General features: G+C 33.0%; 10 protein-coding genes. 7 read left to right on the plus strand and 3 right to left on the minus strand.

What is annotated here, in order from left to right:
- The first annotated feature begins 4 nt into the window (after positions 1–4).
- From nuoL to IW18_RS06555, 5 genes are all read left to right on the plus strand, one after another.
- The gene (nuoL, locus tag IW18_RS06535; protein WP_041516813.1) at positions 5–1888 is read left to right on the plus strand and encodes an NADH-quinone oxidoreductase subunit L; all 1884 of its coding nucleotides are present in this window, start codon (positions 5–7) and stop codon (positions 1886–1888) included.
- 10 nt (positions 1889–1898) lie between these two features.
- Positions 1899–3338 (plus strand): complex I subunit 4 family protein, encoded by a 1440-nt coding sequence (locus IW18_RS06540; protein WP_041516767.1) that lies wholly within the window; start codon positions 1899–1901, stop codon positions 3336–3338.
- Positions 3339–3402: 64 nt separating this feature from the next.
- Positions 3403–4794: an NADH-quinone oxidoreductase subunit N gene (locus IW18_RS06545; protein ID WP_041516768.1), complete on the plus strand. Its 1392-nt coding sequence runs from the start codon at positions 3403–3405 to the stop codon at positions 4792–4794.
- A 169-nt stretch (positions 4795–4963) separates the two neighbouring features.
- Positions 4964–5737, plus strand: a complete 774-nt coding sequence (locus IW18_RS06550; RefSeq protein ID WP_041516769.1) for a Bax inhibitor-1/YccA family protein — start codon at positions 4964–4966, stop codon at positions 5735–5737.
- A 576-nt stretch (positions 5738–6313) separates the two neighbouring features.
- Complete coding sequence (locus IW18_RS06555) at positions 6314–8866, plus strand: pectate lyase family protein (protein ID WP_041516770.1); 2553 nt, start codon at positions 6314–6316, stop codon at positions 8864–8866.
- A gap of 69 nt (positions 8867–8935) precedes the next feature.
- On the opposite strand, the gene amaB is transcribed toward IW18_RS06555, so the two are convergent.
- Positions 8936–10489, minus strand: coding sequence for an L-piperidine-6-carboxylate dehydrogenase (gene amaB, locus IW18_RS06560; RefSeq protein WP_041516771.1), 1554 nt, complete (start codon positions 10487–10489; stop codon positions 8936–8938).
- Positions 10490–10671: 182 nt separating this feature from the next.
- Between amaB and IW18_RS06565 the strand changes: the two genes are divergently transcribed.
- On the plus strand, positions 10672–11631 hold the full coding sequence (locus IW18_RS06565; RefSeq protein WP_041516772.1) for an MBL fold metallo-hydrolase: 960 nt from the start codon (positions 10672–10674) through the stop codon (positions 11629–11631).
- Positions 11632–11717: 86 nt separating this feature from the next.
- Here IW18_RS06565 and IW18_RS06570 read toward each other — a convergent pair whose 3' ends face one another.
- Together IW18_RS06570 and IW18_RS06575 are read right to left on the minus strand one after the other, a co-directional pair.
- Positions 11718–12257: a 3-hydroxyanthranilate 3,4-dioxygenase gene (locus IW18_RS06570; protein ID WP_041516773.1), complete on the minus strand. Its 540-nt coding sequence runs from the start codon at positions 12255–12257 to the stop codon at positions 11718–11720.
- 126 nt (positions 12258–12383) lie between these two features.
- The gene (locus tag IW18_RS06575; RefSeq protein ID WP_041516774.1) at positions 12384–13487 is read right to left on the minus strand and encodes an endonuclease/exonuclease/phosphatase family protein; all 1104 of its coding nucleotides are present in this window, start codon (positions 13485–13487) and stop codon (positions 12384–12386) included.
- 136 nt (positions 13488–13623) lie between these two features.
- Between IW18_RS06575 and IW18_RS06580 the strand changes: the two genes are divergently transcribed.
- Positions 13624–14697, plus strand: coding sequence for a serine hydrolase domain-containing protein (locus IW18_RS06580; protein WP_052480098.1), 1074 nt, complete (start codon positions 13624–13626; stop codon positions 14695–14697).
- The last annotated feature ends 30 nt before the right edge of the window (positions 14698–14727 follow it).

The following is a 14727-nucleotide window of genomic DNA, read 5'->3' on the forward strand; positions in this document are numbered from 1 at the left end:
GGAAATGGATACCAATTTAGCTTTAGTTTTAGTATTAGCTCCTTTATTAGGATTTTTAATCAATGTTTTCTTTGGCAAAAGCTTAGGAAAAACTGTTTCAGGAATTATCGGGACTGCTGCTGTAGTAGTTTCTTTTGCTGTTACACTTTTCTTTTTCAATCAATTAAGCCAAACAAAACAAGCCGTTCAGGTTACTTTATTTGACTGGATTCAGATTAGTAATTTACATATCAATCTTGGATTTTTATTAGATCAGTTGTCTTTACTTTGGTTGCTTTTTGTAACTGGTATTGGATCATTGATTCACTTATACTCTATCAGCTATATGCACGACGATGAGAATATGCATAAATTTTTTGCATATTTGAATCTGTTCGTATTCTTCATGATTACTCTTGTAATTGGAAGTAACTTATTAGTTTTATTTATTGGCTGGGAAGGTGTTGGACTTTGTTCTTACTTATTAATTGGATTTTGGCATAAAAACCAAGATTACAATGATGCTGCGAAAAAAGCTTTCATCATGAACAGAATTGGAGATTTAGGTCTTTTAATCGGGATGTTCATTCTTGGTTCAATGTTCTCAACTTTAGATTACGCAACTTTAAAAACTGCAATTGCAGGAGCAACTAACTTAGATACTACGTTACTTTCGTTAGCTGCTTTATGTTTATTTATTGGTGCTTGTGGTAAATCTGCTCAAATTCCATTATACACTTGGTTACCTGATGCGATGGCTGGACCAACTCCAGTTTCGGCATTGATTCACGCTGCAACAATGGTTACTGCTGGTATTTTTATGGTAACAAGATTAAACTTTGTTTTTGATCTGGCACCGGATGTTCAAAATATTATTGCTGTTATTGGAGGTATAACTTCATTAGTAGCTGCAACAATTGGTTTGGTTCAAACAGATATTAAAAAAGTATTGGCCTACTCTACCGTTTCGCAATTAGGTTTAATGTTTTTGGCATTAGGATTTGGCGCTTACGAAGTGGCTGTTTTTCACGTAATAACTCATGCTTTCTTTAAAGCTTGTTTATTCTTAGGTTCAGGATCTGTTATTCACGGATTACACGGAGAACAAGATATGCGTAAAATGGGTGGTTTGCGTAAAGCAATGCCAATCACTTTCTGGACAATGTTAATTTCTTCATTAGCAATTTCTGGAGTTCCATTCTTCTCAGGTTTCTTCTCAAAGGATGAAATTTTAATGACTGCTTTCCACCACAATATTCCGCTTTATGTTATTGGATCTATCGCTTCGATCATGACTGCGTTTTATATGTTTAGATTAATGTTCTTAACTTTCTTTAAAGATTTTAGAGGAACTGAAGAGCAAAAACATCATTTACACGAAAGTGACGGATTAATTACTTTCCCATTAATTGTTTTAGCGATCTTGGCTACTTTTGGTGGATTAATTAGTTTGCCTGGAAATAGCTGGTTAAATGAATATTTAGCGCCACTTTTTACCAAAGTAGCAGGAGAAGAACATCATTTAGGCACAACTGAATATACTTTAATGGGTGTTGCGGTTTTAGGCGGATTATTAGGTATTTTAATTGCTTATGTTAAATACTTTAAACAAGATAATGTTCCGGAAGCTGATGAAAACATTACAGGCTTAACAAAAGTTTTATATAACAAATATTATGTAGACGAAGCTTACGACGCAATATTTGTTCGCTCTATCAACGGATTATCAAAATTCTTCAGAGACTATATTGAGACAGGTATATCTGCTCTTGTTTTTGGATTGGGAAAAATAACTAACGAATTAGCTTTTCAAGGTAAAAAACTACAAACCGGAAGTATTGGATTATATCTTTTTGTTTTTGTTTTGGGGCTTTGTGCCATTGTTTCCTATATATTTTTAGCTAAATAATTTTACAACTATGAACGTTTCTCTTATATTAATTATTCTTCTAATTGGTGCATTTGCCACTTATTTTGTTGGTGACAAACTAGCATCTAAAGTAGCTTTGTTCTTTAGTTTGGCGGCTTTAGGTTGTTCAATTGTTTTATTAAATCATTTTTGTGCAGGCGAAAACATTAGTTTAATCAGCGCTTGGATTACTCAACCTAAAATCTCATTTGCTCTAAATGCTGATGGTTTAGGTATGGCAATGTTATTATTAACTGTAGCATTAACGCCAATTATTATATTCTCTTCTTTTGGAAATGAATATAAAAATGCAAAAGGTTTTTATGCTTTAATTTTATTTATGGCTTTTGCTATGACAGGAACTTTCCTTGCAGCAGATGGTCTATTGTATTATATTTTCTGGGAATTAGCTTTAATTCCAATTTATTTTATTGCACTTATTTGGGGTAATGGTGATGCCGAAGAACGTAGAAAAGCTGTTGTGAAATTCTTTATTTACACACTTGCAGGTTCATTGTTCATGCTTATTGCTTTCATTTATTTATACCAAAAAGCAGGTAGTTTCTTGATCGAAGATCTTTACAAATTAAATTTATCAGCTACTGAACAACTTTGGATATTCTTGGCTTTCTTCTTAGCTTACGCTATTAAAATTCCAATTATTCCTTTCCACACATGGCAAGCAAATGTATACCAAAAAGCTCCAACTGTTGGAACTATGCTTTTGTCTGGTATCATGCTAAAAATGGGATTGTATAGTGTAATTCGTTGGCAATTGCCAATTGCACCATTAGCTGCGAAAGAATACATGAATATCTTTATTGCTTTAGGAATTGCCGGAGTTATCTACGGATCAATTGTTGCCTTGAGACAAAAAGATTTAAAGAAATTATTAGCTTATTCTTCTCTTGCGCACGTTGGATTAATTGCTGCAGGAACTTACACGCTAACTATTGATGGTTTACGTGGTGCTGTTTTACAAATGATTGCTCACGGTTTTGTTGTGGTAGGATTGTTCTTTGCTGCTGAAGTTATTTTTAGAAGATTTGAAACTAGAGAAATTTCTCAATTGGGTGGTATCCGTACACAATCACCGAAATTTACTTCTATGTTTTTAATTTTGGTATTGGCTTCTGTAGCTTTGCCAAGTACTTTTAATTTCGTTGGAGAGTTTACGGTTTTGTATAGTCTTTCTCAAATTAATATTTGGTTTGCTGTTTTAGGTGGAACAACTATTATTTTAGGAGCTTATTATATGCTTAAAATGTTTCAAAATGTAATGTTAGGAGAAACAAATTCTAAAACTTTTACAGATGTTTCTATTAATGAAGGAATTTCATTTGTAGCAATTATTGCGGTTTTGATTTTCTTCGGATTTTATCCAAAACCAATTACAGATTTGATCACACCAAGTTTAGAAACAATTCTAAACGTTATCAATAAAAATTAATATTTTAAATAAAAATAAATTAGGGCGTCATTAGTTTTAGATTTCCTAAATCAAAAAAACAAAAATGAATACATTAATAGCTATAACAGGATTGGGTATTTTCTGCCTATTGTTTGAAATTCTTAATTTAAGAAAGGCCATTGTTCCTATTACCATTATTGGTTTATTGGGTGTTTTGGCACTTAACTTTTACGAATTTGGATCAACAGCAAGTTACTATAATAATATGATTACGGTAAGTAAGTTCTCTACTACCTTTTCATCATTATTTATTGTTCTTACTATTTTCTTAGTAGCATTAAGCCATAATTTTTACGAGAATCATCCAACCAAAATTTCAGATTTTGTTGCTTTAAAAGTTTTCTTATTAGCGGGTGGAGTTGCAATGGTTTCTTTTGGAAATCTAGCAATGTTTTTCTTAGGAATCGAAATCTTATCGATTGCATTATATGTTCTTGCAGCAAGTGATCGTTTGAATTTAAAAAGTAACGAAGCTGGTATGAAATATTTCTTGATGGGATCATTTGCATCTGGAATTATCTTGTTCGGAATTTGTTTGATTTACGGTGCTATGGGAACGTTTGACGTTGCTGAAATTCACGAAATATCTTTATCTGCTGAGTTGCCAATCTGGTTTCCAATTGGAATGATTCTAATGATCATTGGTATGTTGTTTAAAGTAGCAGCAGTTCCATTTCATTTTTGGGCTCCAGACGTTTACGAAGGTTCACCTGCACTTACAACTGCTTTAATGAGTACTTTGGCTAAAGTTGTAGCGATTGCAACACTTTATAAATTAGTTTACGCTTTAAATTTAGTTCCCTCTTTAGACAATCAAGATCTATTAGGTACTTTTGAAAACATCGTTGTAATTATTTCAATTGCTTCTATGACTGTCGGAAACATAATGGCATTGCGTCAGGTAAATGTAAAACGTATGTTGGCATTCTCTGGAATCTCACATGCAGGTTTTATGTTAATGACTCTTTTAACTGTAGCAACTTCAAGTGGTGTTTTATTATACTATTCAACTGCATATGCATTAGCAGGAATTGCTGCTTTTAGTGTTATTTTATATGTATGTAAAAATCAGGATAACGAAGATATTACCAACTTTCATGGTTTAGGAAAAACAAATCCATTATTGGCTGCTATCCTTACAGGTTCATTATTATCTATGGCCGGTATTCCAATTTTTTCAGGATTTTTTGCAAAGTTGTTTTTATTCAACCAAACAATTCAGGCTGGATATATTGCTTTAGTAATTGTTGCGGTTATTAATTCAATTATTAGTGTTGGATATTATTTCAAACTAATCTTGGCAATGTATTCTAAAGAGCCAAATCAAGAACGTACAGGAAAACCATTTCTTATTTATGCAGTTGCTATTGTCTCAATTTCATTAAATATTATTTTAGGTTTATTCCCTTCTTTAGTTTTAGATCTTTTAAATTAAAATTTAAAATCTTATATAAATAGAAGCCGTCAATAATAATTGACGGCTTTTTTATTTGTACGAATAAATCCTTAAAACTATTCCTTTTTAATTGTTAAAAATTCCATAGCAATACAGGCATATACCAAAATATCGATTATATTTGATAAGTTTTAAAACCTATTACATTATGAACTTTAATTCGAAAAATCCGTTTTTAAGCAACAAGCGTTTTTCATCAAATGCCGTTTCAAAAGCAGAAGAAGTACATCACGCACAAATTATTGATTACAATCAAGAAATGACTTTGTCTGGTACAATTAATAAAACAGCAATTTTATTTTTATTATTATGTGCTGGATCAATCCTGACCTGGTGGATGTTTTTTAATGAAATGAACATTATGGTTCCTGCATTTGGAGGCGCTATTGTTGGTTTTATACTAGTGATAATATCTGCTTTCAAACCACAATATTCTCCTTATTTAGCCCCTGGATACGCTTTCTTTGAAGGATTATTTATAGGAGGAATTTCGGCAATATTTGAAGCTAAATATCCTGGAATTGTAATTAATGCCGTTGGAGCAACTTTAGTTACTTTCTTAGTATGTTTAGGTTTATATAAATTTAAAATTGTAAAAGTTACAGAACAATTCAAATCGGTAGTGATTGCTGCGACTTTAGCAATTGCAACTTATTACTTAATTTCATGGCTAGCTTCTTTGATTTTTAATTTCACTCCTGTTCATTATGGAAACGGAATGATGAGTATAGGAATTAGCGTTTTTGTAATCATTATTGCTGCACTAAATTTATTTTTAGATTTCGACCAGATCGAAAAAGGTGTTCAGGAAAGAATGCCAAAATTTATGGAATGGTACGGAGCGATGGGATTAATGGTAACATTAGTTTGGTTATACATTGAATTTTTAAGATTATTATTAAAATTAGCAAACAATAAATAATTTTTTACCACACATAAAAAAAGCCTTTTTGAAATTCAAAAAGGCTTTTTTTATGCCTCATTTTTTCCCAGAGTGAAGACATTTCTTTTAAACCAATCTACATTCTCTTATAAAAACTTAATCCTTAATTCAATTATTCTACAAAAATTATATCGACATCAACTTATATAATCGTTTCGAGAATCCTATGCAAACCTCTTTTTGTATTAAAAATTATTCCACACATTCTAAAAACTCAAAATTAACACCTCTTTTCTTTATTTAAAATGAAACATTAGCAATAATACAGCTAAAAAATTTTAGCATTTTATTTTGGGGAAAAGCAGTCAAAAGTATCCAAAAAAAACTGCCAAGCCTTAATTCTAGGAATATGTAATAAATTACATTTAATGCAATTAATTACATATTCCGTAAAAAATTATTATTTTTTTTACATGATGTATTTTTTAACTTAAAAATAATCATAATTCAAAAAATAAGCATATTTTTGTGTAATCGATTACAATTTTAAAATAACCACTAATTAAAATTGAGATCACAAAAAACCACAAACTAAACAACCTTAAAAAACTACTTATGAAAAAAAAACTACTTTACCTCATTTTACTGTTGGTCTCCGTACACCTATCGGCCCAACAATTGACCTTAACAGAATCTTCAGGCTGGCTTGAATCTGCTTTTGTAAAATGGACACCACTTGCCGGAGTAGACAGTTACAATGTCTACTATACTGGAGGAGGCCAAACCAATAAAAAAATCGATAACGAATTAATTCGTAGTTATGGTTCTTATTTCCGCGCTGACATTCCGGGTTTAGCTGCCGGAAACTACACGATAACAGTTAAACCAGTTACCGCAACTGTAGAAGGTGCAGGAAGTACGACATCTAGCTTAACAGTTTTAGCTCAAGATCGTAACGGCTTTGCTTTTGATGGTGGTCGTATTCCTGGAGCATATAATGCAGATGGAACCCCTAAAACTGGAGCCGTTATACTTTACATTACACAAAACACAAAAAATACAATTTCGATGAATATTACCGGAGCGAGCGCAAATCCATGCGTTGGTTTACAAAACATTTTATACGGTATTAAAAAAGGAAAAGACACACGTCCGTTTATCATTCGTTTAATTGGAAACATTACAGATATGACAGTAATGGAAGGCGGCGACATTACAATCGAAAACGCAAATAATGCAAATAGTTATGTTACTATTGAAGGTATTGGAAATGATGCAGTTGTAAACGGAATGGGAATACGTCTAAAATCGGCATCTAATATTGAAGTTAGTAATCTTGGTTTTATGAACTGTAATAGTACTGCTGGTGACAATGTTGGTTTACAAGACAAAAATGACCACGTTTGGGTTCACAATTGTGATTTATTTTACGGAAATGCGGGTTCTGATGCCGATCAAATAAAAGGTGACGGAGCAATGGATAATAAAGGATCTACTTATGTAACTTTTGCTTACAATCACTTTTGGGATAGCGGAAAATCAAGTTTATTGGGATTAAGTGAAGGAACTACAACAGGTTTATACATCACTTATCATCATAACTGGTTTGATCATTCAGATTCTCGTCATCCACGTGTAAGATTCTATTCAGCGCACATTTACAATAATTATTTCGATGGAAATTCAAAATATGGCTCAGGTGCTACTCTAGGTTCGTCATTGTTTGTAGAAAGCAATTATTATCGAAATAGTAAACACCCTATGATGATCTCTTTACAAGGAACTGATGTTTGGGATGAAGCCAATCAGAAAAATAACCCTGGAACTTTAGGAACTTTTTCTGGCGAAGCTGGCGGATCTATCAAAGCATTTAACAACACTTTTGATGCTGATATCGCAACCAACAACATGCGTTTTGTAGCTTATGGCGATACAAATCCATTATACAATGTGTCAGGAAAAATTAGTTCAACTACAGATTTCGATGCCTATGTTGTCACAAATCGAGGAGACCAGGTTCCTGCAACAGTAAAATCATTTTCAGGCGCTAATACCTATAATAATTTTGACACTAATGTATCATTATATGTAAAAAATTTAGTTGTTGAACAACCGGCAACTGCAAAAGCAAAAGTGATTCAATACGCTGGACGTGTCTCTGGAGGTGATTTAAAATGGACTTTTAACAATGCGACAGATGATTCTTCTGCCCTTGTTATTACAGCTCTTAAAACTGCACTTACTAACTATACTTCTACTCTAGTTGCAGTACAAGGCGAAACTGCCGCAGTTGTAAGCAGTCAAACGCTTTCTACTGACACGGACAACAATCAAACAGTAACTGCTAACACGGCAATAGAACCAATGATATTTACTTGGGGAGGTGACGCAACTAATGCAACCGTAACGGGTTTACCATCAAACGGAATCATTTTTACAAAAGATACTCCAAACAAAACTATTACAATTTCTGGAACTCCAACTGCAAATGTATCCTATTCAATCGCTACTAGTGGTGCGGCGGGAACACCAGCAACTGCAACAGGAACGATAACTCTTGAAGGCGCAGTAACAACTCCTCCTGGCGATCAAATACACAATTTTACTACATCAGGAAAAGACAATACTTTTTACACTATTACAGGAAATCTTGCTACAAACAAAGGAACTGTAACCTATAAAGATTTGACATTAACCCAGTGTCTAAAAATGGAAACTGCAACTACCATAACATACACAACTACGCAAACCAGTACATTGACACTTGTATTTGTAGAAGCAGCCGGTACTGCAAAAATAGACGGTACAAATTATACCGCTACAGGAGGAGTTCTCACTCTAACTCTAGATGCAGGCAATCATACAATTGCGAAAAAAGATACTGCAAATTTATTCTATATAAAAACTGCTTACAGTGGCAATCTAGGATTAAACCCGAAATTTGCTGCAAGCAGCTTAGCAATTTATCCAAATCCAGTTTCAAATCAATTATTTATCTCTGCCGAAAATGTTCAAAAAATTGAAATTTATAATATGTTGGGAACTTTAGTAAAAACAGCGATAAAAGACACCGAATCTATCGATCTAACCAATCTATCTTCAGGAAATTATTTAGTAAAAATAACAACTGATCAAGGCTCAGTAACAAAAAAATTAATCAAAAAATAATAACCAAAAAACAAAAAGAAAGGGCTTCCTAAATTGGAAGCCCTTTCTTTTTATAACTAATCTCTAGAACTACAAATCGAACTTGATTCCTTGTGCCAAAGGCAAACTTGTAGTATAATTGATTGTATTCGTTTGTCGGCGCATATAAATTTTCCAGGCATCAGATCCAGATTCTCTTCCTCCACCAGTTTCTTTTTCTCCACCAAAAGCACCACCAATTTCTGCACCCGAAGTTCCAATATTTACATTTGCAATTCCGCAATCTGATCCTACTACAGATAAAAATCTTTCGGCCTCACGTAAATTATTTGTCATAATAGCCGATGATAATCCTTGACCTACTCCGTTCTGGATTTCGATTGCATTATCTACTTCGCCCGAATATTTGATTAGATACAAAACTGGAGCAAAAGTTTCGTGCTGAACAATAGCAAATGAATTCTGAGCTTCTGCAATTGCAGGTTTAACATAACAGCCACTTTCGTAACCGTCACCCGAAAGCACTCCACCTTCAACCAAAATTTTTCCACCCTCGGCAACAACTTTATTCAAAGCAACAGCATACATTTCAACCGCATGTGTATCAATTAGCGGTCCAACATGATTGTTTTCGTCAAGTGGATTTCCAATTCTCAATTGCTTATATGCTGCAACTAATGCATCTTTTACCTTGTCGTAAATACTCTCATGAATAATTAATCTACGAGTTGATGTACAACGTTGTCCAGCAGTTCCAACAGCACCAAAAACAGCACCAATAACCGTCATTTTTATATCGGCATCAGGAGTTACAATAATAGCATTGTTTCCACCTAGCTCAAGTAATGATTTTCCTAAACGTCCTGCAACAGTTTGAGCTACAATTTTTCCCATTCGAGTTGAACCTGTAGCAGAAACTAACGGAATTCGAGTATCAGCCGTCATTAATTCGCCAATTTTATAATCGCCATTAATTAAACATGAAATTCCTTCCGGTAAATTATTTTCTTTAATAACCTGTGCAATAATATTTTGACAAGCAATTCCACAAAGAGGTGTTTTTTCAGATGGTTTCCAAACGCAAACGTCTCCAGAAATCCAGGCTAAAGCTGTATTCCAAGACCAAACTGCCACAGGAAAGTTAAATGCCGAAATGATTCCAACAACTCCTAATGAATGATACTGTTCATACATACGGTGTCCAGGTCTTTCAGAATGCATTGTTAATCCGTGTAATTGACGAGATAAACCAACAGCAAAATCGCAGATATCTATCATTTCCTGAACTTCACCATAACCTTCTTGCAAAGATTTTCCCATTTCATAAGAAACCAATTTACCAAGTGCTTCTTTATTTTCGCGTAACTTTTGCCCAAACTGACGAACAATTTCTCCACGTTGCGGCGCAGGAATTAAACGAAATGTTTTGAAAGCTTCTGTTGCCGCTTGCATAACTTTTTCATAATCCTGAGCAGTTGACATTTTTACCGAAGCAATTAATTTTCCGTCAACTGGTGAATAACTTTCTAAAATTTCTCCAGAAGAAAAATTCTGTAAACCTGTTGATGTTCCTTCATTTATCGTTTTGATGCCCAATTTTTCCAGAGCCTCATTCATTCCAAATTGCGATGCTATTGTTGTCATTGTAACTTTTTTAGTTAAAATTGTTATGTTTTTATGTAAAGATATTATTTCGAGTTGAATTTCAACTGCCTTTTATTGTTAAAAACAAAGTAAATTTAGAGTTATTAAATATCAATTTCTCAAAAACACACCAATTTATTCATATCAATTGATGAAATTTGTATTCTCAAAATTACTTAAACATGACTATTTTCAATCGTCTTTTACTTTGCTTCGTTTTCCTTTCTTTTAATGCTTTTTCACAAAAAGTACAAAAAACTTCTTTTCAGGTTGTTCCTTTAGGAATTAAAGGCGGAATTGACGAAAAAAATCTTTCGGCTTATATGGTCGCTCCAATAAACACAAACGATTATATCTGTTTGGATGCGGGAACTATAAATGCGGGAATTGAAAAAGCAATTGAAAAAAAAGTTTTTAAAGTTTCAACAAGTGACGTTTTAAGAAAATATATTAAAGGGTATTTTATTTCGCATGCACACTTAGATCACGTTTCAGGATTGATTATTAATTCTCCTGCCGATTCTTCAAAGACAGTTTATGCAACGGAGAAATGTATGGAAATGATGGAGAATCATTACTTCAACGATCAAACTTGGGCTAATTTTGGAGACAAAGGACCTGGAGTTCCTTTGAAAAAATATCATTTTCAAACTTTAAATATTGGTACAGAAACTCCAATTACCAATACCGCAATGACGGTAAAAGCTTTTCCGTTAAGCCATGTTAATCCTTTTGAGAGTACTGCATTTTTAATTAGAAACGAAGATTCGTATGTTTTATATTTAGGAGACACAGGACCAGACGCTGTAGAAAAAAGTGATAAATTAAAAGAACTTTGGACTGCTGTCGCACCACTTGTTAAGTCTAAACAATTAAAAGGCATTTTTATCGAAGTTTCATTCCCAAATGAGCAGCCAGATCAATTTTTGTTTGGTCATTTGACTCCAAATTATTTAATGAAAGAACTTCACACTTTAGAAGATTTATCAGGAAAAGATTCGCTTAAAGGTTTCAATATTATCGTTACACATTTAAAACCTCCCACTAAAAATATCCTAAAACTTAAAGAACAATTGCAAAAGCAAAATGATTTAGGAGTTAAGATTATTTATCCTGAGCAAGGAAAAAGATTTGAGTTGTAATTTAGACTTTAGAAACTAATCATTTAACGTTCTAAACCCGACAGGTTTTAAAAACCTGTCGGGTTTGAATTGAATTCAATATAATTTTATTTCTTCGCTACAAACCTAGGGTCCGATTCCATTACAGTTCCGCATTTATCACAAGTTCTTAATTCCTCTGAATTGTAAAAATGTTCGAAATGTGGCAGAAAGTCTTTCTCAATATTATGAAGTTCAAAAAATACTTCGTACAATTTATGATTGCAATTATCGCAATGCCAAAGCAATCCATCTGTATATCCTTTTCCAGCACGTTTACGCTCGATGACCAAACCTATAGAACCAGCAGAGCGAACTGGAGAATGTGGAACTTTTGCAGGATGAAGATACATATCACCAGCGTTTAACTCCATTTCTTTTCGTTCTCCATCTTCCTGAATTATAACTTTTATACTTCCTTCAAGTTGATAAAATAGCTCTTCGGTTTCGTTATAATGATAATCTTTTCGTGCGTTTGGTCCAGCAACAATCATTACGATATAATCGCCAGAATCTACATAAAGATTTTTGTTCCCAACTGGTGGTTTTAGTAAATGACGGTTTTCGTCGATCCATTTTGTAAGGTTGAAAGGTTTTGCTATTGCCATTTTTTGAAGTACTGAGTTTGTATGAAGCTAAGTTAGTGAAAAGTTTTCAGTCGTAACACTTAGTATTCAGTCGCAATCGCGGTTTTCAGGAAGTTGAGACTGAAGACTGAGACTGAATACTTAAAACTATTTCATTTCTTTTATCAAATAAATATAAACCGGAAAGTGATCACTAAAACCTACTTCGGTTTGACTATGACGAAGCGGATATCCTTTATATTGTCCTGAAGTTTGCACCAAATAAGGTCGGTTAAAAATACCTCCTTTCCAAAACTTGAAATTCGAATAATCGGGTTTTATAAGAGATTCTGTCATTATAATTTGGTCAAAAATATCCCACGAATCACGAAATGCAATTGTTCCCATTCCCTTATTCATCATTTCCTCGAAAGGATTATACATCCCAAACTCTGTAACTTCGGCCTTTTTTGCCTTTGCTCCTAATGCTATTTTTATACTTTTATTATAAGGTCCATCATTAAAATCTCCCATTGTAAACACTTTCGCATTTGGATTAATTTGCTGCAAAGAATCAATGATTCTTCTGTTTAATTGTCCTGCTGCTTCACGAAATTGACTACTTGCTTTCTCACCTCCGGATCGTGATGGCCAGTGATTTACGATGATACTGATTTCCTCATCATCTAAAAAGCCCGTAATTAAAAGTTGATCTCTTGTAAAAATTCGATTTTTATTGTTTTTTGACTCATTTTCAGTTTCAAAATCTTCAACCATTTCTTGTTTATCTTCTTTTGCAGCAGCATTATTTTTGTAAATCAATAAGGGAATATTGGAGAAAGATGTTGGTCTAAAATATTTTTTCTGATAAAGTAAAGCAACGTCAATTCCGCGTTTATCCGGCGAATCAAAATGAATAATTCCGTAATCATGATTTACTAATTGTGGCATTTTAATTAAATCTTCCAGAACACCACGATTCTCAACTTCAGAACCTCCAATGATTGTGGGTGCGTTTGAGTTTTCTGGTTTTCCAATTTCAGATATCACTCTCGCCAGATTACTCAATTTTTGCTTATATTTTTCTTCTGTCCAATGTTGAACACCGGTTGGAGTCCATTCGTCATCATTTGTACTTGCGTCGTCTGTTGTATCAAAAAGATTTTCGAAATTATAAAATGCAACGGTGTGAATATTATATTTTTTTGATTGTGCCTGAAGCGAAAATGAAAAAAAAATAATGAAATAGAGTTGAAATAGAACGAGCTTCATGGTTAATTATTTTACAAAAACCAATGTACACAAAATAATTAATTGTAAGAAAATTCAAATAAATTATTTATGTGTTTTATTTGTTTATGCTAAAATCTCTTGTAACTTGCTTACTTAATTTATCACTTAATAAAAAATGAAAAAACTATGTTTTGCTCTTGTCTTATCTCTTTTATTTAATATTTCTCATGGGCAAAAAAACACTTCATTTGTTGACAGTATCAGAATCACGCATCACATTCCTGAACTAGCTTATGCTGTAGTTTCGGCCGACTCAATTTTAGAAATTCAAACATTGGGTTATCAACGCATCGACTCAAAATACAAGGCAAAAATTAGCGATAAATTCCGCTTAGGATCTATGACAAAAACAGTTACGAGTTATATTGCAGCGGTTTTGGTTAAGGAAGGAAAAATAAAATGGGATACTAATTTTTTTGATCTATATCCAGAATTAAAAGCCAAAAGTAATCCGGCAACTTACAATTTTACATTGCAGGACTTTATAACTTTTCGTGCCAACATAAATACTTGGTCTTACGGAAATGAAAACCCAACTCAAAAAGAGATTAAAGGCAATAATCAACAACAGCGTTACGAATTTATTTCTTGGTTTTTGAAACAAAACCCTGTTACAGAAACACAACCTATATTTTGGTCTAATCCAAGTTATGTTGCAGCGGGACTTATGCTAGAAAAAGCATCTGGCAAAAACTATGAAACTTTAGTAAAAGAATTGGGCAAAAATTTAAACATCGATTTTGACTTTGGGCAGCCAAATTTCAAAAATCAAAATGAGCCTTGGGGACACGACGAAGATTTAAAACCAGAAAAACCAGCATTAAATTACAAACTAAACTGGCTTTCTTCGGCAGGAAATATAAATGTTAGTTTACCTGATTATTGTAAATTTATTCAAATGCAACTTCAAGGTTTAGAAGGAAAATCAAAATTATTTACAAAAGACGAATTTAATTATATGCATTTTGGCTTACCCGAATTTTCTTTTGGATGGAATTCTGAAATTAAAGAATCCAATCAATTACTATATTCATTTCATAACGGAAATCCGGGAACTTTTTTAACCAAAGTGTATATTTGTAAATCCATAAACAAGGCTTTTATTCTTTTTGCCAATGTGCAATCTGAAGAAGCAGATAAAGGATTAATTTTAATTCTTGAAAATTTACAAAACAAATATGGCGGTTAATAATTGAATAGAAACCTCATCTAAAAAATA

The sequence above is a fragment of the Flavobacterium hibernum genome (assembly GCF_000832125.1).
GTDB lineage: Bacteria > Bacteroidota > Bacteroidia > Flavobacteriales > Flavobacteriaceae > Flavobacterium > Flavobacterium hibernum.